This window comes from Lonsdalea britannica (assembly GCF_946477055.1).
GTDB lineage: Bacteria > Pseudomonadota > Gammaproteobacteria > Enterobacterales > Enterobacteriaceae > Lonsdalea > Lonsdalea britannica_A.
Window position 1 is genome coordinate 1 of record NZ_CAMKXG010000034.1, and the last position, 19,477, is coordinate 19,477.

20 protein-coding genes, 1 tRNA gene and 1 other annotated feature are annotated in these 19,477 nt (G+C 52.3%); of the genes, 5 read left to right on the forward strand and 16 right to left on the reverse strand.

Annotated features, from left to right (window positions below):
- A partial coding sequence (locus Q7O77_RS04235; protein WP_304163763.1) for a hypothetical protein occupies positions 1 to 192 on the forward strand: 192 nt, incomplete at its 5' end.
- Positions 193 to 194: 2 nt separating this feature from the next.
- On the opposite strand, the gene clpB is transcribed toward Q7O77_RS04235, so the two are convergent.
- From clpB to rluD, 3 genes are all read right to left on the reverse strand, one after another.
- Positions 195 to 2,768 carry an ATP-dependent chaperone ClpB gene (gene clpB, locus Q7O77_RS04240; protein ID WP_304163764.1) on the reverse strand — a complete coding sequence of 858 codons (2,574 nt, stop codon included), beginning with the start codon at positions 2,766 to 2,768 and terminating at the stop codon, positions 195 to 197.
- 134 nt (positions 2,769 to 2,902) lie between these two features.
- On the reverse strand, positions 2,903 to 3,625 hold the full coding sequence (gene yfiH, locus Q7O77_RS04245) for a purine nucleoside phosphorylase YfiH (protein ID WP_304163765.1): 723 nt from the start codon (positions 3,623 to 3,625) through the stop codon (positions 2,903 to 2,905).
- 4 nt (positions 3,626 to 3,629) lie between these two features.
- Positions 3,630 to 4,607 (reverse strand): 23S rRNA pseudouridine(1911/1915/1917) synthase RluD, encoded by a 978-nt coding sequence (gene rluD, locus Q7O77_RS04250; protein WP_085653074.1) that lies wholly within the window; start codon positions 4,605 to 4,607, stop codon positions 3,630 to 3,632.
- A gap of 132 nt (positions 4,608 to 4,739) precedes the next feature.
- Between rluD and bamD the strand changes: the two genes are divergently transcribed.
- The 3 genes from bamD to pheA all read left to right on the forward strand — a co-directional run bounded on the left by bamD (position 4,740) and on the right by pheA (position 7,510).
- Entirely contained in the window at positions 4,740 to 5,471 is a 732-nt protein-coding gene (gene bamD / locus Q7O77_RS04255; RefSeq protein WP_026739727.1) for an outer membrane protein assembly factor BamD, read from the forward strand.
- 276 nt (positions 5,472 to 5,747) lie between these two features.
- Positions 5,748 to 6,086: a ribosome-associated translation inhibitor RaiA gene (raiA, locus tag Q7O77_RS04260; protein ID WP_304163766.1), complete on the forward strand. Its 339-nt coding sequence runs from the start codon at positions 5,748 to 5,750 to the stop codon at positions 6,084 to 6,086.
- Between the two features lie 110 nt (positions 6,087 to 6,196).
- Positions 6,197 to 6,322 (forward strand) — a sequence feature (Phe leader region).
- Positions 6,323 to 6,349: 27 nt separating this feature from the next.
- Complete coding sequence (gene pheA, locus Q7O77_RS04265) at positions 6,350 to 7,510, forward strand: bifunctional chorismate mutase/prephenate dehydratase (RefSeq protein ID WP_304163767.1); 1,161 nt, start codon at positions 6,350 to 6,352, stop codon at positions 7,508 to 7,510.
- 59 nt (positions 7,511 to 7,569) lie between these two features.
- On the opposite strand, the gene tyrA is transcribed toward pheA, so the two are convergent.
- From tyrA to ffh, 8 genes are all read right to left on the reverse strand, one after another.
- Positions 7,570 to 8,688, reverse strand: a complete 1,119-nt coding sequence (gene tyrA / locus Q7O77_RS04270; RefSeq protein ID WP_304163768.1) for a bifunctional chorismate mutase/prephenate dehydrogenase — start codon at positions 8,686 to 8,688, stop codon at positions 7,570 to 7,572.
- A 12-nt stretch (positions 8,689 to 8,700) separates the two neighbouring features.
- Positions 8,701 to 9,765: a 3-deoxy-7-phosphoheptulonate synthase gene (locus Q7O77_RS04275; RefSeq protein ID WP_304163775.1), complete on the reverse strand. Its 1,065-nt coding sequence runs from the start codon at positions 9,763 to 9,765 to the stop codon at positions 8,701 to 8,703.
- Between the two features lie 590 nt (positions 9,766 to 10,355).
- On the reverse strand, positions 10,356 to 11,066 hold the full coding sequence (locus Q7O77_RS04280; RefSeq protein WP_304163769.1) for a DUF6216 family protein: 711 nt from the start codon (positions 11,064 to 11,066) through the stop codon (positions 10,356 to 10,358).
- A gap of 127 nt (positions 11,067 to 11,193) precedes the next feature.
- Positions 11,194 to 11,541, reverse strand: a complete 348-nt coding sequence (rplS, locus tag Q7O77_RS04285) for a 50S ribosomal protein L19 (RefSeq protein WP_026739733.1) — start codon at positions 11,539 to 11,541, stop codon at positions 11,194 to 11,196.
- Positions 11,542 to 11,604: 63 nt separating this feature from the next.
- The gene (gene trmD, locus Q7O77_RS04290; RefSeq protein ID WP_094101687.1) at positions 11,605 to 12,357 is read right to left on the reverse strand and encodes a tRNA (guanosine(37)-N1)-methyltransferase TrmD; all 753 of its coding nucleotides are present in this window, start codon (positions 12,355 to 12,357) and stop codon (positions 11,605 to 11,607) included.
- A gap of 37 nt (positions 12,358 to 12,394) precedes the next feature.
- Positions 12,395 to 12,943: a ribosome maturation factor RimM gene (gene rimM / locus Q7O77_RS04295; protein WP_085653081.1), complete on the reverse strand. Its 549-nt coding sequence runs from the start codon at positions 12,941 to 12,943 to the stop codon at positions 12,395 to 12,397.
- An 18-nt stretch (positions 12,944 to 12,961) separates the two neighbouring features.
- Positions 12,962 to 13,210 (reverse strand): 30S ribosomal protein S16, encoded by a 249-nt coding sequence (rpsP, locus tag Q7O77_RS04300; protein WP_026739736.1) that lies wholly within the window; start codon positions 13,208 to 13,210, stop codon positions 12,962 to 12,964.
- 158 nt (positions 13,211 to 13,368) lie between these two features.
- A complete protein-coding gene (gene ffh / locus Q7O77_RS04305; RefSeq protein ID WP_085653082.1) occupies positions 13,369 to 14,730 on the reverse strand; it encodes a signal recognition particle protein in 1,362 nt (453 codons plus the stop codon).
- Between the two features lie 171 nt (positions 14,731 to 14,901).
- Here ffh and Q7O77_RS04310 point away from each other — a divergent pair, with 171 nt between their 5' ends.
- A complete protein-coding gene (locus tag Q7O77_RS04310; RefSeq protein WP_304163770.1) occupies positions 14,902 to 15,696 on the forward strand; it encodes an inner membrane protein YpjD in 795 nt (264 codons plus the stop codon).
- Positions 15,697 to 15,761: 65 nt separating this feature from the next.
- Here the strand turns inward: Q7O77_RS04310 and luxS are convergent, their stop codons facing one another.
- The 5 genes from luxS to Q7O77_RS04335 form a co-directional block, all read right to left on the reverse strand.
- Positions 15,762 to 16,277, reverse strand: coding sequence for an S-ribosylhomocysteine lyase (gene luxS, locus Q7O77_RS04315; protein ID WP_304163771.1), 516 nt, complete (start codon positions 16,275 to 16,277; stop codon positions 15,762 to 15,764).
- A 168-nt stretch (positions 16,278 to 16,445) separates the two neighbouring features.
- The gene (gshA, locus tag Q7O77_RS04320; RefSeq protein ID WP_304163772.1) at positions 16,446 to 17,999 is read right to left on the reverse strand and encodes a glutamate--cysteine ligase; all 1,554 of its coding nucleotides are present in this window, start codon (positions 17,997 to 17,999) and stop codon (positions 16,446 to 16,448) included.
- A gap of 82 nt (positions 18,000 to 18,081) precedes the next feature.
- Positions 18,082 to 18,510: a YqaA family protein gene (locus Q7O77_RS04325; protein ID WP_304163773.1), complete on the reverse strand. Its 429-nt coding sequence runs from the start codon at positions 18,508 to 18,510 to the stop codon at positions 18,082 to 18,084.
- Positions 18,507 to 19,073, reverse strand: coding sequence for a fructose-1-phosphate/6-phosphogluconate phosphatase (yqaB, locus tag Q7O77_RS04330; protein WP_304163774.1), 567 nt, complete (start codon positions 19,071 to 19,073; stop codon positions 18,507 to 18,509). Before yqaB ends, Q7O77_RS04325 begins: the two co-directional genes overlap by 4 nt.
- A gap of 220 nt (positions 19,074 to 19,293) precedes the next feature.
- Positions 19,294 to 19,370 (reverse strand) — tRNA-Arg (locus Q7O77_RS04335).
- Positions 19,371 to 19,477 lie beyond the last annotated feature (107 nt).

Here is a 19,477-nt window from a genome sequence, read left to right on the forward strand (position 1 = left end):
CCGTGTCAGTGGGAGCGCATTATAGGGAGTTATTTCGGGCTGACAAGCGCTAAATACAAAAAACTGGCCGACCGCTCACATTTAAACCAAAACGTCAATTTAAGCCGGTTTAAAGCCCCAAAACGCGCATTTAATCGACAAAAAAGCCCGGATTCAAAAAATCCGGGCTTTTCGCTGAGGGGATCAGCCTGACGCTACTGATGCGCGACGATAGACTCACCATCAAGATCCAGGGTAATCGGTTTACCCGGAAGCAGTTTGCCAGACAATATTTGCTGCGCCAGCGGGTTTTCAATCAGTTGCTGTATAGCACGCTTCAACGGACGGGCTCCGTATACCGGGTCAAACCCGATTTTACCCAGAATCTCCAATGCTGGCTCAGAGATCGTCACGCTGTAGCCCCTCTCTTCCAATCGCTGGTACAAACGCTGCAGCTGAATCTGGGCAATTGACGTAATGTGTTCCCGGCCTAACGGATGGAAGACCACGACCTCATCAATACGGTTAATGAACTCAGGACGGAAGTGGTGATTAACCACATTCATGACCATATCGCGCATCTGGCCGTAACTCATCTCGCCAAACCGTTCCTGAATCAGGTCCGATCCCAAGTTGGATGTCATGATGACCACCGTGTTGCGGAAGTCCACCGTACGCCCCTGTCCGTCGGTCAAGCGACCATCATCCAGTACCTGCAACAGAATATTGAAGACATCAGGATGCGCCTTCTCCACTTCATCCAGCAGAATCACGGAATAAGGACGACGTCTCACTGCTTCCGTGAGGTAACCCCCTTCTTCATAGCCGACATATCCCGGGGGAGCGCCCACCAAACGGGATACCGAATGTTTTTCCATGAATTCGGACATATCGATACGCACCATCGCGTCGTCGCTATCGAAGAGGAATTTCGCCAGCGTTTTACACAGCTCGGTTTTACCGACCCCTGTCGGCCCCAGGAAAAGGAATGAACCGATAGGACGATTAGGATCGGCCAGACCCGCGCGGCTACGTCGGATAGAGTTCGCCACCGCTTCAACCGCTTCGTTCTGTCCAATGACGCGCTGGTGCAGCTCATCTTCCATTCGCAGCAGTTTTTCGCGTTCGCCTTCCAGCATTCTTGATACCGGAATACCCGTAGCGCGTGCCAATACTTCGGCGATTTCAGTGTCCGTTACCTTATTACGCAACAGACGCATCGTTTTACCTTCCGACTGCGTCGCCGTTGCCAGCTGTTTTTCCAGCTCAGGAATCTTGCCGTACTGCAACTCGGACATTTGACCCAAATCGCCCTGACGACGCGCCTGTTCCAATTCGATTTTGGCCTGTTCCAGCGCGGCCTTGATATTCTGAGTGCCGGTTAATGAGGCTTTTTCCGCTTTCCACTCTTCTTCCAGCTTCGAGTAATCCCGCTCTTTCTCTTCCAACTCGGTATTCAAAATTTCGAGCCGTTTCAGGCTGGCGTCATCAGACTCTTTCTTCAACGCCTGCTGTTCGAGCTTCAGCTGGATGATTCGACGGTCCAACCGGTCCAACGCCTCAGGCTTGGAGTCGATTTGCATACGAATGCTGGATGCGGCCTCATCGATCAGGTCAATCGCCTTATCCGGGAGTTTGCGGTCTGCGATATAGCGATGGGACAACGTCGCCGCCGCCACAATGGCCGGGTCGGTGATCTGAACGTGATGATGCAGTTCATAACGCTCTTTCAGCCCACGCAAAATCGCGATGGTGTCTTCCACCGTCGGTTCGGCCACAAACACTTTCTGGAAACGACGCTCCAACGCGGCGTCTTTCTCAATATACTGACGATATTCGTCCAGCGTGGTCGCCCCGACGCAGTGCAGCTCACCGCGCGCCAACGCAGGCTTCAACATGTTGCCCGCATCCATCGCGCCATCGGCTTTACCCGCGCCGACCATCGTATGCAGTTCATCAATAAACAGGATGACGCTGCCTTCCTGTTTCGAAAGATCATTCAATACGCCTTTTAAGCGCTCTTCGAACTCGCCGCGGAATTTGGCGCCCGCCACCAGCGATCCCATATCGAGCGCCAGCACGCGTTTGTTCTTCAAGCCTTCCGGCACTTCCCCATTAACGATGCGCTGCGCCAACCCTTCGACGATAGCCGTTTTACCGACCCCTGGCTCACCAATAAGTACCGGGTTGTTTTTGGTTCTGCGCTGCAGCACCTGAATGGTGCGGCGAATTTCTTCATCACGACCGATAACGGGATCCAACTTGCCCTGTTCGGCACGTTCGGTTAAATCGATCGTGAATTTCTTCAAAGCCTGGCGCTGATCTTCAGCCCCTTGTTCGTTCACGTTTTCTCCTCCACGGATTTGGTCAATCGCTTTCGTCACGCTATCCATGTTGGCGCCGGCGTTCTTTAACAGGTCCGTCAACGTGCTCCGCGCTTCCAGCGCCGCCAGAACAAACAGTTCCGACGATATAAAGGTGTCACCCCTTTTCTGAGCCAGCTTGTCGCAAAGATTTAATGTCCGTACCAATTCATTGGATGGCTGTACATCGCCTCCGGTCCCTTCAACCTGCGGGAGACGGCTTAACGCCTGCTCAATCTCTTGTTTCAGATGAGCGACATTAACGCCAGCTGCGGTTAACAGCGGACTGACCGTGCTTCCTTCCTGATTTAAAAGGGCACTCATTAAATGCAGTGGTTCGATAAATTGATTGTCTCGACCGAGAGCGAGAGATTGGGCATCAGCGAGGGCAAGCTGGAACTTATTAGTAAGACGATCCAGACGCATAACTCCTCCGATTTATACTGATCAAATGTGCTACTGGAGATTAGATGAGGTCTAGCCCCAAATTTTCAAGATGATTTGTCAGTAATAATAGTAGGAATCACGTTCTACGTGCTGGACCGCCCTAATTCAAAAGGTTATATCAGCCAGATTAAACTTGCCATTCGACCGGTCACGCCGTCGCGGCGGTAGGAAAAGAATTGCTGCGGATGGCTTACCGTACAATATTCGCCGCCATAAATCCGGCTAACGCCCGCTGCGCGCAGTCGCAGTCGGGCTAGCTGAAAGATATCAGCCATGTACTTATCGTCACGAGCGACAAACGCCTGCGCCGCGGCGGGTTCGGACGCCATGAACGCCTCCCGCACTTCAGCACCGACTTCAAACTGCTGCGGCCCAATAGCCGGACCGAGCCACGCCATTATTTCCGACGGCGCCGCCCGGAAAGCCTTCAACGTCTGTTCCAACACGCCGGCCTGCAAGCCGCGCCAGCCCGCGTGCGCCGCCGCCGCTTCATCGCCCTTCACCGAGCAGAACAGCACCGGCAGGCAATCGGCCGTCATCACCGCACACACCTTGCCTGGACGGGAGGTATAGACAGCATCCCCCGTCGTCGCGGGCGTCGCCTCGTCGAGATTAACGACCTGAGTGCCGTGTACCTGCTGTAACCAATGCGGCTGCGCAGGCAGTGCGCCGTCTGTCACCAACCGACGCCGATTTTCCTCCACGCAAGCGATGTCATCGCCTACGTGGTTGCCGAGATTGAGAGACGCATAAGGCTCGCTGCTACATCCACCGTGACGGGTGGTGGAGCAGGCGCGGATGGTCGCTGGCGCGGGCCAGTCGGGCTGAATCAGCATGTTGTCACCAGTCCAATTGATCCTTGAACTCTTCGGTATCTGCTTTAAGAGCAGCGATTAAATCCACCATGTCCTGCGGCAACGCCGCATGCCATTCCATCTGAATGCCGGTGACGGGATGGTACAGTCTCAGCATGGTGGCGTGGAGCGCCTGACGGTCGAAGCCGCGCAGCACACTGATGAATTCGTCCGAAGCGCCTTTTGGCGGACGGGGACGGCCGCCATACAGCGGGTCGCCGACCAGTGGATGCGCGATGTGCGACATATGAACGCGAATCTGATGGGTTCTTCCCGTTTCCAGACGCAGTCTCAACCGGGTGTGAGCACGAAAATGCTCCATAATCCGGTAATGGGTGACCGCCGGTTTGCCCATCGGGTGCACCGCCATATGCGTACGTTTTGTGGGATGGCGCGCAATCGGCTCTTCCACCATACCGCCCGCCGTCATGTTGCCGATAGCCACGGCTTCATATTCACGCGTGATTTCACGCGCCTGTAGCGATTCCACCAGCCGGGTCTGCGCCGGTACGGTTTTGGCGACAACCATCAGCCCGGTCGTGTCTTTATCCAGTCGATGAACGATGCCGGCACGCGGCACATCGACAATCTCGGGATAATAATGCAGCAGCGCATTCAGCACGGTGCCGTCAGGGTTGCCCGCGCCGGGATGAACCACCAGGCCTCTCGGCTTGTTGATGACCAGAATATCCTGATCTTCATAGACGATATCCAGCGGGATCGCCTGAGGTTCCCAACGGGCTTCCTCTTCGATCAGCGCGTCGACGGCAATCGTTTCGCCCCCCAGCACCTTCTCTTTGGGTTTATCAATCACGGTGCCGTTCACCTGCACGCGCTGGTCCAAAATCCACTCTTTTAAGCGAGAACGTGAATAATCAGGGAACAATTCGGCCAAAGCCTGATCTAAACGTTGTCCGAGTTGCGATTCGGCCACCGTTGCGGTGAGTTGTACTTGTTGTGCCATAGTATGCCGCTTCTTTTACGTTGGGTTTTAACGGCGATGCCGTATAAAATCATGTACCATTGTAGCTGGTCTTCATCGGGAGCTTAACGGACAGTTTCCCGGAAAAAACACTCTGAGGATAATCAAAACGTCATGACGCGTATGAAATATCTGGTGGCTGCTGCCACGTTGAGCCTGGTACTGGCGGGTTGTTCCAGCACCAAGGATGCGGTTCCAGACCGTCCACCTGCCGAGCTTTACGCCACCGCGCAGGAGAAATTGCAGGAGGGCAACTTTAAGGCAGCCATTACGCAGTTGGAAGCGTTGGATAACCGTTATCCATTCGGCCCTTATTCCCAGCAGGTTCAGCTTGACCTGATCTACGCCTACTACAAATCCGCCGAGTTACCGTTAGCTCAGGCATCCATCGACCGTTTCCTGCGTCTGAACCCCACGAGTCCCAATGTGGATTACGTGTTGTACATGCGCGGATTAACCAATATGGCGTTAGATGACAGTGCGTTGCAGGGGTTCTTCGGTGTGGATCGTTCAGACCGCGATCCGCAGTACGCCCGCGCCGCCTTCAAGGCATTCAGCCAGTTGGCGGAGGGCTATCCTCGTAGCCTGTATGTGACCGATGCCGGCAAACGTCTGGCGTTTCTGAAAGAGCGTTTGGCGAAGTATGAACTTTCGGTCGCGCAATACTACACGAAACGCGGCGCGTATGTCGCGGTGGTTAATCGTGTTGAGCAGATGCTGAAAGACTACCCGGATACACAGGCCACACGTACGGCTCTGCCGCTGATGGAAAATGCTTATCGCCAGATGCAGCTGACCGGCGAGGCCGACAAAGTGGCGAAGCTGATCTCGGCTAATCAAGCCTGATCAAACGCATTAGAAAGGATTTTACAACGGCAGCTTAGGCTGCCTTTTTTATGCCCGGCGTCCATGACTCAACGCGGTTCCACGCAGCAAATCCTGAAAATTTTGGCATAGCTCCCCATCACTGACAAGGCTTGTCGCCGCAATCCCAAAAGTCGCTCACAAATTACACGACCAGTCTGATATATGACAAAAAAAAGACTTAAAACCCTGCCATTTTAACAATCTCGGGGTATGCTGAAACTATCCAAGACGGACAAGGCAGAGAGGTAAACGTTTATGACTATCAACATTACCAGTAAGCAAATGGATATCACCCCGGCAATACGCAAACATGTCGAAGACCGTCTCACCAAGCTGGATAAGTGGCAAACTAGCCTGATTAATCCACACATCATCCTGTCGAAAGAACCTAAGGGCTTTGTGGCCGACGCCACCATTGGCACACCGAACGGACCGCTGGTCGCAAGCGCAAAACACGAAGATATGTATGCTGCGGTCAACGAACTCATCGCCAAGCTCGAACGGCAGTTGAATAAGGTTCAGCATAAAGGTGAAGCGCGCCGCGCCGACACCTGCCTCAAAGACATCACGCCGCAGCCAGCCCCGGAAGAGTAATCACCTCCTTCCCTATCGTGATGTTGTTAACGCGCCGAAAGGCGCGTTTTTTATTGACAGGATGAAAAGGCAGTCGTTAACCTAGCGCCATCAACCGTCAGGATTTAATTAATGACACGCCATTCATTGTTCTTCGTATTCTTCTTTTTCTTCCCCCACAGGGGGGGCGATTGGTCGTGTGAGTAAGAATACGAAGACGAACAAAAAGCCTCCTGAAATCAGGGGGCTTTTTTTGTTCTGGCCTGCAAACAGGGTAAAGCAAAATGACCGACAATCCGTTATTGGCACTGCGCGAACGCATCAGCGCGTTGGATTTACAGCTGCTGGAGCTTCTGTCTCAACGACGTGAGCTGGCTCTGGACGTTGCCCGAGCGAAGCAAACCACGCACCGTCCTATCAGAGATAAAGAGCGTGAACGCGATCTGCTAGCCCGCCTGGTGGAAGCGGGCAGGCCATATCAGCTCGATGGCCACTACATCACCCGACTGTTCCAGCTGATTATTGAAGACTCCGTGCTCACCCAGCAGGCTCTGCTCCAACAGCACCTGAACCAAACCGGCGCACATTCAGCACGGGTTGCGTTCCTCGGTCCCAAAGGCTCCTATTCTCATCTGGCCGCACGCCAATATACGGCTCGTCATTTCGATCAGATCATCGAATGCGGCTGCCAGAAGTTTCAGGATATTTTTACTACGGTTGAGAACGGCCATGCCGATTACGGCGTTCTGCCGATTGAAAATACCAGTTCAGGATCGATCAACGACGTCTATGACCTGCTGCAACATACGGGGTTGTCGATCGTAGGCGAACTGTCTAACCCTATCGACCACTGCGTGTTGGTTTCTACAGACACTCAGCTTGACCAGATCCAGACCGTCTATAGCCATCCTCAGCCTTTCCAACAGTGCAGCCATTTTATTAATCGTTTCCCGCACTGGAAAATCGAGTACTGCGAAAGCAGCGCCGCCGCGATGGCGAAAGTGGCTGAACTGAATTCACCTCACGCCGCCGCGCTGGGAAGTGAAGCCGGGGGGACGCTCTACAATTTGCAGGTGCTGGAACACAACCTGGCGAACCAGACGCAAAACTACACCCGCTTCATCGTACTGGCCCGCAAGCAAATCGACGTCGCAGAACAGGTTCCGGCTAAAACCACATTGATTATGGCAACCGGCCAGCAGTCCGGCGCACTGGTCGAAGCGCTGCAAGTCCTGCGGGATCAGGGCATTATCATGACCAAGCTGGAGTCCCGGCCTATCCACGGCAATCCGTGGGAAGAGATGTTCTACATTGATGTACAAGCCAATCTGCGTAGCAAACCGATGCAAAAAGCCATCAATGAACTGACGGCGATCACTCGTTCGCTGAAAGTGCTCGGCTGTTACCCTAGCGAGAACGTTGTCCCGGTCGATTTGGGCGGTTAAATACAAACGCCGCCATTTCCTGAGGAGATGGCGGCGCAATGATTCGTGTAGGGAAAAGGTCAGCGGATGTCGTTGGCCTGTTGCAACAGCGTTCGGCTTTCGCTCATAAAGCGATGGGAATAGTCGCCAAACCACTGCTCCACTTTTTTGAAACTGTTGATAAACGCCGTTTTATCGCCATTCTCCAACAGCGCAATCGCCTCTCCGAAACGCAGGTAATAGCGCTTGATCAAAGCCAGGTTATTGCCGGATGACATGATGATGTCTGCGTAAAGCTGCGGATCCTGAGCAAACAACCGCCCCACCATCGCCAGCTCCAGCCGATAAATAGGCGATGACAGCGCCAGCAATTGTTCGATCTGCACATTTTCTTCCGTCAGATGTAACCCGTAAACAAACGTCGTGAAATGGCGCAACGCCTGAATGAAGGTCATGTTCTGATCGTGCTCTACCGCGCTGATGCGATGCAGACGCGCACCCCAGACACGGATCTGTTCCAGCAGCCACTGATAGGATTCGGGTTGACGCCCATCACAGTACACCACAACCTGCTTGGCGAGACTGCCGGTATCCGGCCCGAACATCGGGTGAAGCCCCACGACCGGTCCCTGATGCACCGCCAGCATAGCCTGCAGCGGACCATTTTTGACCGAGGCCAAATCCACCAGCAGGCAGTCCTCCGGCAGCGGCGGCAGTTGAGCGATAACCTGTTCGGTAAGATGAATCGGCACGCTGACGATCACCATTCCCGCATCGGCCAGCAGTTCGCTCGCCCGAGGCCAGTCTTCCTGTTCCAGAATTTTGACCTGATAACCGGAAAGGGTCAGCATTTTATCGAACATACGCCCCATCTGACCGCGACCGCCGATGATGACGACCGGTCGCAGGGACGGATTCAACGTTTTGAACCCTTTGTCATTTTCGCTGGAGTAGGATTCACGCATGACGCGGCGCAGTACATCCTCAATCAAAGAGGGAGGAACGCCTAAGGCTTCAGCCTCCTTTCGACGAGAAGCCAGCATTTCCGCTTCCCGGTCCGGCGCATAAATCGGTAATCCATAGTGACTTTTGACTTCGCCCACTTCTGCGACGAGTTTTAACCGCCGAGACAACAATGCCAATAGTGCCTTATCTACCTCGTCAATCTGATCACGTAACGCGGTCAGTTCAGCGGTCATCTACTCTTCTCCTTACTGATTGGTGCGTATCGCGCCAAGATCCTGATGCACCGATCGCAATAACGATTCAGTGTTTTCCCAACTAATACAGGCGTCCGTGACAGACACACCGTAATGCATCTGGGAACGCGGCTGTTCAGAAGACTGGCTGCCTTCATTCAGATGGCTTTCCAGCATCAGACCGATAATAGAGCGATTGCCGGCTTTGAGCTGCTCCACGGCAGACTCCACTACCAACGGCTGGCGACGATAATCTTTATTCGAATTTCCGTGGCTACAATCTATCATCAGCGCTGGTTTCAGTCCCGCATCACGCATCTGTTTTTCACATTCCGCCACGTCTTCCGCGCTGTAGTTCGGCCTTTTACCGCCGCGTAAAATCACATGACCGTCGGTATTCCCCTGCGTATGCAACAGACAAACCTGACCACTTTGGTTGATTCCCATAAAACGATGCGCCATCGAGGCGGCTTTCATGGCGTTGATGGCTGTGCCAAGGCTGCCGTCCGTGCCATTTTTAAAGCCGACAGGCATGGAAAGCCCGGATGCCATCTCACGGTGTGTCTGCGATTCCGTGGTTCTCGCGCCAATCGCCGACCAGCTGAAAAGATCGCCCAGGTACTGCGGACTATTGGGATCCAGCGCTTCCGTCGCCAGGGGCAGGCCTATATTCACCAGCTTCAGCAGCAAATCGCGCGCAATATGCAGACCGGCCTCCATATCGCACGAACCATCCATATGCGGATCGTTAATCAATCCTTTCCACCCCACCGTGGTGCGGGGTTTCTCGAAGTAAACGCGCATGACGATATACAGTTTATCGCTCAGCTCTGCCGACAAAGCTTGCAACCGGCGGGCATACTCCAGCGCGGCATCAGTGTCGTGAATGGAACAAGGACCGCACACAATCAGCAATCGGTCGTCACGACCGTGGATAATATCCGCCACAGCCTGCCGAGAGCGAGAAATCGCCTGCTGAGCCTCTTCACTCAACGGAAATTTGGCCTTCAGTTCGTCTGGAGTAATCAATATCTGCTCTTCAACGATATTGACGTTATTAAGCGCGTCTTTCTGCATGATCATGGTCCTGTCCCTTATTCTGTGCCTGTGCGATGGCGGCGGTGAGTACATAACCCGGACACAGTATCACAGGGTGTAAATATTTAAAACCACCAGCTGTAAAGTTATAATTACCATTATAAGCAGACCAGAATATGGGGCGGGCTCTACATTTTCGGACCATCATCGACATCGATCTCTCATCAGTTATCCGGTGCTTATTTCGATCTCGATGCCATGCTCATCAAACCCCATAGCCCACACATCAGATGAACAACAATAAAAACCCAGTCAAATCAAACATAAAAGTGAGTACGCATACAAATAGACAGTTTCATCCGCCACCCGAACGCATAAAAACAAGGTGTCCCCTGCGCTTATCAATCGCTTCAACCGCGGAGAATTAGAGCGCAAAACAGAAGCCACCCACAAAGCGCACATCCATCTGTAAAGATAAAATTACACATGACTTCGATTTTATTTTACTGTCAACACACAACCTCTCAGCTAAGGCGGAGTTTACTCAGCGAGTGTTCGGTGCCATTTTTCGTTGGGTGCAGACAGCGTGGTTTTAAAGAGATCGTACTCTTCGCGCCCAGCTGCTTAGGTCACGTGAGGTATTGATGAGCGATGGCTTTTTCTTTTTCGTGGTGAACAATGGCTTTTTTGCGCAATTGAATGTCTGAGAAGATCGAGGCGAGAATGAACACAAAGAACAGGAGAAAGTATAGGTAGATGACGGAAAACCAAACTTTGTTATCGCGCGTCTCATCGATCCTTTTTTGAATACCTTGCTCTGAGTTTTTCATCCCTATGTTATCGCACACGGTCCGTATCAGCGCGGGTGAAAGGTGTAAATCGAGTGAGATATCGCCATAGGATTTGCTCCGGCAAAAAGCGGGCGTCATTTCCCAAGATTGCTGGTCCACTTTGCCCTTGGCTTTATCCAGCGTTAATAAGAAGTTTTCTTTCCCTTCTACCGTCATCGTTAAAGACGCCCAGCCATGAGGAACGCTGATGACATAACGGCCCATAACATAGGTCATTATGCCTAACAGGCTAACAAACAAAATGGAGATGATACCGGCGCCAAGGTAATCGCCCCGACTCGGAGGCGTTAGCAGCTTCTTTCTGGATTTAATGCCGCTCAGCCTGATCATCCAGGGTTGTGCACCTTCGATAAGCCCCCATGCTTTGCGCTCTTCAGGAAGGGTTCTAAGCCATCGCCAGGCGACTCTGGCGCAAAGTGCCGCAGCGGCGGCGAAAGCGCCCCATAACGGGCTACCCAGTATGGCGTTGACTTGCTCCAGGTTGTTCATGATTTCTCCTTAAATCTTGTATGTCCGGTGCCCCCTTAATCTAACGCTTTTTACATACAAAAAAAGGGGCGGCATATAGGCCACCCCTTCATTCAAAACGACTTTCGGATGTCGCGAAAGCGCGTTCTTAGTTAAGACGCTCTTTGATACGAGCAGACTTACCAGCACGCTCACGCAGGTAGTACAGTTTCGCTTTACGTACGGCACCACGGCGTTTCACAGTAATGCTGTCCACCACTGGAGAATGCGTCTGGAATACACGTTCCACGCCTTCGCCGTTAGAAATCTTGCGAACAGTGAATGCAGAATGCAGACCGCGGTTACGAATAGCGATAACCACGCCCTCGAATGCCTGCAGACGTTTTTTAGAACCTTCAACGACCCATACCTTAACTTCCACGGAATCACCCGGACGGAATGAAGGTACGTCTTGCTTCATCTGCTCTTGTTCGATCTGTTTAATGATGTTGCTCATGATATGTCTCTTACCCTAGGTAAACTGATATATGGGTTCGCCCGGCGCTGTGCCAGCGGCCCCCTAGTACTCTTGTTGAGACTGATGTTCCCGTTGGAATTCAGCCAGCAACGTTGTTTGCTCGTCAGTCAGAGCTAGGCTTTTCAGAAGTTCAGGTCTTCTAAGCCAGGTTCGGCCCAGCGACTGCTTCAAACGCCAGCGACGTATTTCAGCATGGTTGCCTGACAGTAAAACTGCCGGAACTTCCATCCCCGTCAACACTTCAGGCCGGGTGAAATGAGGGCAATCCAGCAATCCATCCGCAAAAGAGTCTTCTTCTGCTGAAGCTTCATGACCCAGCACGCCCGGGATGAACCGGGAAACAGAGTCAATCAGCGTCATTGCCGGCAGTTCGCCGCCGCTGAGCACATAATCACCGATAGACCACTCTTCGTCGACTTCGGTTTTGATTACGCGCTCGTCAATTCCCTCGTACCGTCCACAGACCAGAATCATCTTCTGATTTGTAGCAAGTTGACGTACGCCTTGCTGATCCAATTTGCGGCCCTGTGGTGACAGGTAAATCACCCGAGCGCCTTCGCCTGCCGCTGCTTTAGCTGCATGAATCGCATCCCGTAAAGGTTGCACCATCATCAGCATCCCGGGACCTCCGCCATAAGGGCGATCGTCCACGGTGCGATGCCGGTCGTAGGTGAAGTCTCGCGGACTCCAATATTCTACGCTCAGCAGGCCATTTTTTACTGCCCGGCCAGTGACTCCATAATCAGTAATGGCGCGGAACATTTCTGGAAACAGGCTGATTACCCCAATCCACATAGCATCGTTCCACTCGTTACTGGTCGTTGTACGGAAATCAAAAACCAGGATCCCAATCTACTTCAATACGATGAGTAGAAAGGTCAACATGCTTGATCACCTGCTCTGTCAGGAACGGAATTAACCGCTCCTTGACCCCGTAAGCATCTTTCAGGTTAGCTCTTACCACCATCACGTCGTTCGAACCGGTTTCCATCATATCGATGACTTTGCCCAGCCCGTAACCGGCGACGGTGACGACTTCACAGCCAATAAGATCTTTCCAGTAATAATCACCCTCATCCAGCTCAGGAAGCTGAGAGACGTCGACAACAATCTCGCAATTGGTCAACAGATTCGCTGCATCCCGATCTTCAACATCTTTGATCTTGATGATCAGGTCCTGATTATGGTGCCTCCAGCTCTCTATTTCGATGAGCTGCAAGCCGCCTTTATTCCGGAGATACAAGGGCTGATAGTCAAAAATACTTTCGGCATCTTCGGTGGAGGAAAACACTCTGAGCCAACCTCTGATGCCATACGTCGACCCCATTTTCCCCAGTACGACCGGGTTTGTTGGGGCTTGAGGGCTAAGCTGCTTGCTCATTGTCACCACCGCAACAGGTTATGCTGCTTTTTTAGCGTCTTTGATCAGCGCAGAAACGCGATCAGAAACGGTAGCGCCCTGGCCAACCCAGTGCTCGATACGATCCAGGTCCAGACGCAGTGCTTCTGCCTGACCGGTTGCGATCGGGTTGAAGAAACCTACACGCTCAATAAAACGACCGTCGCGCGCATTGCGGCTATCGGTCACGACGACTTGGTAGAACGGGCGTTTTTTAGCGCCGCCACGTGCCAAACGAATAGTTACCATAACATCCTCTTTAGTGAATAAAACAACCGGGCCCCATCGAGGAACGGGGCCCAGTGTCATATAAAAAGCCCGAAAATTTTACTCATTTTGGCGTAAAAAGCAATCTAAAGCGTGCTTCATCCCCGAATACTTTCTACGCCGAAGTAAAACATCAGACGTTAGCGCCCCGGAAAGCCCGGTGGCATCATACCTTTCATTCCGCGCATCATTTTCGCCATACCGCCATTTTTCATCTTCTTCATCATGCGCTGCATGTCGTCAAACTGCTTCAGCAGCCGATTGACGTCTTGCACCTGCATGCCTGAACCCGTAGCGATACGGCGCTTGCGCGAACCCTTGATAATTTCAGGTTTAGCGCGCTCTTTCTGCGTCATGGAATTAATGATGGCTTCCATACGCACCAGAACTTTGTCGTCCATCTGGGACTTCACATTGTCCGGCAGTTGGCCCATTCCCGGCAGCTTGCTCATCATGCTAGCCATGCCGCCCATGTTGCGCATTTGCTTTAACTGGTCAAGGAAGTCGGTCAGGTCAAATCCGTCGCCCTTTTTCAGCTTTTTCGCCAACTTCTCGGCCTGAGTACGGTCGACTTTGGTTTCCAGCTCTTCGATCAGGGACAGAACGTCCCCCATTCCCAGGATGCGTGATGCAATGCGGTCCGGGTGGAACGGCTCGAGAGCCTCCGTCTTTTCACCGACGCCGAGGAATTTGATCGGCTTGCCGGTGATATGGCGAATAGACAATGCCGCACCGCCGCGGGCGTCACCGTCGATTTTAGTCAGGATCACACCGGTCAACGGCAGCGCTTCATTAAACGCTTTCGCTGTGTTCGCCGCATCCTGACCGGTCATCGCATCGACGACAAACAGGGTTTCCACCGGATTCAATGCCGCATGGACCTGTTTGATCTCATCCATCATCGCATCGTCAACGTGCAAACGACCCGCGGTATCGACCAGCAGGACATCATAAAATTGCAGTTGGGCATGCTTTAACGCGTGATTGACGATATCGACCGGCTTTTGACCCGCATCGGAGGGGAAGAAATCGACCCCGACCGTCTGCGCCAGCGTTTCCAGCTGTTTAATCGCCGCTGGGCGATACACGTCCGCTGAAACCACCAGCACTTTTTTCTTCTGCTTTTCGCGCAGGAATTTCCCCAGCTTACCTACGCTGGTGGTCTTACCCGCCCCTTGCAGACCCGCCATCAGCACCACGGCCGGAGGCTGTGCCGCAAGATTAAGCTCAGCATTTACTTCGCCCATTGAGGCAACCAGTTCGTTCTGAACAATCTTGACGAACTCCTGCCCCGGCGTCAGGCTTTTATTCACCTCGTGGCCAACAGCCCGCTCCTTGACGCGATTAATGAAATCACGCACCACAGGCAGCGCCACATCGGCTTCGAGTAACGCCATGCGAACTTCGCGCAGCGTCTCTTTAATATTCTCTTCAGTCAGTCGGCCGCGGCCGCTGATGTTGCGCAAAGTGCGCGATAGTCGATCGGTTAGATTTTCAAACATAGCTCTGCTCAACGTAAACTGGCCGCTATCGCGACGTGAACGGTGGGGATTATAACACGAAAGCCATGGCAATCTCCGCGAGTGTTTACGGATAACAGGTTGGTGGGCCGTAATGACTAAGGCTATACTGGCCGTCCTTATTACTCTGTTGATACCAAATAATCTAACGCTATGTCTGTTTTCGCCATCGTGGCTTTAGCGGCCTATTCGCTCAGTCTGGGGCTGATTGTTCCCAGCCTGTTGAAAAAGAACAGCGCCTATCGCCGGTTGGCGGTAGCCTCCGCGGTGCTCGCGCTTGCCTGTCATACCGTGGCGCTCTATCAACGCATCTTTGATGTCTACGCCGGGCAAAATTTGAGCCTGCTTAACATAGGCTCGCTAGTCAGTCTGATGATCTGCTCGGTCATGACCTTCGTCGCCACGCGCGATCGCGGCTGGTTTCTGCTGCCCGTCGTCTATACCTTCGCGCTCATCAACCTGGCATTCGCGACTTTTATGCCAGGCGAGTTCATCACTCATCTCGAAAATGAACCCGGGCTGATGGTGCATATTGGCTTAGCGCTGTTTGCCTACGCGACACTGATGATTGCCGCGCTGTACGCACTGCAAATGGCGTCGCTGGATTACATGTTGAAGAATAAAATGTTGGGCTTTACGTCGGATATGCCGCCGCTGCTCAGCATTGAACGCAAGATGTTCCACATTACTCAGGTCGGCGTCATTCTGCTGACGCTGACATTGTGTACCGGGCTGTTTTACATGAGCGACCTGCTCAACAATAAAGAGAATCTCCATAAGGCGCTGTTCTCTTTGCTGGCCTGGTTCGTCTATATCCTGCTGCTGTGGGGACACTACCATGAAGGTTGGAGAGGTCGCCGCGTAGTTTACTTCAACCTGATAGGCGCGCTGCTGTTAACGCTGTCCTATTTCGGCAGCCGAGTGATTACCCCTTTCCTCGTTCATTAATCTTCACTCCTCAGACATAAAAAAAGAGAGCATTGCGCTCTCTTTTTTGTCTCTGAAGTCTGCCGTCAGATATGCAGCTCAGCCAGCTTGTCTTTAGGCAAGGCCAGTTCATCATTCTTATTGACCCGAACATCATGCTCAAGGATATGGCGAGCAATATCCTGAGCTTCGGTCAAGGAATGCATATCATACGTGCCGCATTGGAACTCATTCAGTTCAGGGATCTTGCGCTGTTCTTTTACCTTCAGAACATCTTCCATTGAGGCTTTCCAGGCCTTAGCCACGCGCACTTCATCCGGCGTACCAATCAGGCTCATGTAAAAGCCCGTACGGCATCCCATCGGAGAAATATCGATGATCTCGACCCCTTCACCATTCAGATGGTCGCGCATGAATCCAGCGAACAGGTGCTCCAGCGTATGAATACCGCGCTCAGGCATAATTTCATGGTTAGGGCGGCAGAAGCGCAGGTCGAAAACCGTGATGGTATCGCCACTCGGCGTTTTCATGGTTTTTGCGACCCGTACCGCAGGGGCTGCCATACGCGTGTGATCGACAGTAAAGCTATCTAGTAATGGCATGTTGCCACCTCCTCATCGAAAAAATGTTTTTTTCTCGTTTCCAGGAAACTTTTTTTCTTGGCGCAAGTCATAACATATGAAAGACGCGCATTTATCATCATCATCCCTATTAACAGAGATGTTTATTTGGCCACACTTCGGTGTGGCCGTTTCTTTTTTTACCCGCTGTTACTGCGCGGCAAGAAACTCTTCAAAACTTTGTTTATCTTCAGATTCCAGCTGTCGCTGTCGCTGCCACGAGCGCTCGGACTCGGTGGTAAACTGGCTTTCCGTCAAAATTTCCAACGGTTCTTTCCGCAAGGTTTCACGATAGTGAGCCGCCAGCGCCAAACCAACGCCTCCAGACCCCTCTTCAAGCATCATTTTTAACAGTCTGCCTGAGAAAGTACTTTCTGGATCATCAAACTGGGCAACAAGGTTATCACAGACCTGCTGGTAACAAGGTTCATCTTGCTCCTTATCCAACAATTCCGCTACCCGACGTAAATCCGCAAATAGCTCGCGACCGACCTCAGCCAGCGGCTGCTGACGTGAATCACAGCCCATTCCAATGGTTTGTCCGGGTTTACGTCCTTCAAGAATAACGCGATTCCAGTTTTTACGAGTACATTGCAGCTCTTCGCTGCTCATATCCGGCGCATCGGTCAACGCACACCAAATCAGGAATAGATCGAGGAAACGCACTTGCTCTTCGCTGACGCCCGTGGCGGAAAAAGGGTTGATGTCGAGCGACCGGACTTCGATGTACTCAACGCCGCCTCGCAGCAATGCATCTGACGGCTTCTCACCCGAACGAGTGACCCGTTTGGGACGGATGGGCGCATACAGCTCGTTTTCAATCTGTAGAACGTTAGTATTGAGCTGCAGGTAGCGTCCATCTCGTTTGACGCCCAAGCGTGCATAATCTTCGGAAGGTGTAGCGATAGCTTGCTTGAGCGCCGCGACGTACGTGTCGAGATCGTTGAAGGTAATGCCCAAGTTACTTTGTGACTTGTTGGTGTACCCCAGATCGCTAAGGCGCAGCGAAGTAGCATAAGGCAGATAGCAGAGGCCGTTCTCCGTGCGTTCAAAAGGAATGGACGTTTCTTTTCCATTCAGGAAGGAAGAGCAGACAGCCGGCGAGGCGCCGAAAAGATAAGGGATCACCCAGCCGAAGCGGTAATAATTGCGGATCAGCTGAAAGTAGCCAGACGAGATCGCTGCTTTGCCGCTGATTTCATCGGTAACACCCGATTTTTCCTGCCAAAAAGACAACGGCAACGAAAAATTGTAATGCACGCCGGAAATGGTTTGCATCAGCGCGCCATAACGATTTTTAAGCCCTTCGCGGTAAAGCGTTTTCATCCGCCCGATATTGGATGAACCGTACTGGGCCAGTTCGATGTCGTCTTCCGCGGCAACGTAGCACGGCATGCTGAGCGGCCACATTCTCTCTTCACCCAGATGCTGAGCTACATATCGGTGAATGTCGCGCAGGAATGTCAGCAGGTGATGGATATCTTTATCAACCGGGGTAATAAACTCTAACAGAGACTCGGCAAAATCCGTGGTGATCCACGAATGCGTCAATGCGGCCCCTAGCGTTTCCGGATGACCGGTCTGCGCCAGATGTCCATTGGCCATAACACGCAATGTTTCGCGTTCTATTCCTCGCTGAATTCCCTTGATGGCCTGAGGATGTTGTTCCAGCCAGGACAGAGATTCTGATACGTCCGGGATCAAAGCGACCTCCCGTTAGTTAATATGTAATAGTTGTTAGCATAACTGATGCCAGATGCCATCCACCAGACGCGGTTAAAACTGGTCAGGACCACCATGCAACCCCTTGTAACGTCATCCAGCACAGCACGAGATAACGTAGCGCTTTCCCAATAAAAATACAGAGCGTAGCCCGTCCCCATGGCAAGCGTAGCCAGCCCGCCAGGACGCAGAGCATATCTCCAATGATAGGCACCCAGCTAAATAATAGCGCAGCAACACCATAACGCTCTAACCAGCGCTGAGCCATTACCCGCCCTCGCCCGCTGTGACGCTTAGGTAAGAGGCGGCCGACGATCATATTAGTTAACCCACCCAACGTGTTACCGAACGTAGCAATCGCCACCAGAAGCCACGGGCTCGCGGTTTTGGCTAATAATAGCGATACCAGAACCACCTCCGAGCTACCGGGCAATAACGTGGCACTCAGGAAGCTGCTCCCGAAGAGCGAAATGAAAGACCAGACTTCACTCACAGCGTTCTGACATCAACAACATCCATATTTGCCCGCGTCGCGGCTTCTATACCAAAGTCGGCATCTTCGAAAACCACACAGTTTTCAGGAGCCACCTGGATAAGCTCAGCGCAACGCAGGAAGGTGTCGGGGAACGGCTTATGATGTTCTACATCATCGGCGCCCACTATCGCGTCGAAATAGTGTCTGACACCAAGATGGCTTAGCAGCTTTTCCGCCATCGCGTGCCGACTACCGGTCCCTACCGCCATGGGTCGGCGGCCGTGATAACGTTTCACCACGTCCATCAACGGCAACGGTGTAACGGTATCCAGTAACATTTCCATCGCTAACGACGTTTTTTCTTCTGCGAGCTGATGAGGGTCGAGGTCGAGCTGATGTCTGGCAATGATAAATTCGGCGATACGCCAGGTCGGCGCGCCATTCAATGCCACTAGAGGTGCTGGATCATACTGCATTCCCTTCCCGGCAAGCACTTGCTTCCAAGCCAGGCGGTGGGTTTGCTCAGTATCCAGAATAGTGCCATCCATATCGAATATGAGGCCCAGATAGCGATCGTACATCTTGCCTCCATGGCACTTTAAAAAATGGATATCTACTTTAGCGCAAAGTAAAAAACTTGTCGCTTATTCAATAACCATATAAAAAACATGCCATTAGAGTGATGATAAATAACTGGAGGAAGTCATCTAATGAGGAACGAGCAAAAGAATTTGAGGAAGTGAACAGGGAGAAATAAGACAACAGAGATAAAACAAAGGAGAAATAACTTGAGGAAGAAGATGGTGCATCCGGGAGGATTCGAACCTCCGACCGCTCGGTTCGTAGCCGAGTACTCTATCCAGCTGAGCTACGGATGCATATCAAAATTGATGCGCTAGTGCTTATTGAAAACAGAGGATGAAACAGTAGTGATGGTGCATCCGGGAGGATTCGAACCTCCGACCGCTCGGTTCGTAGCCGAGTA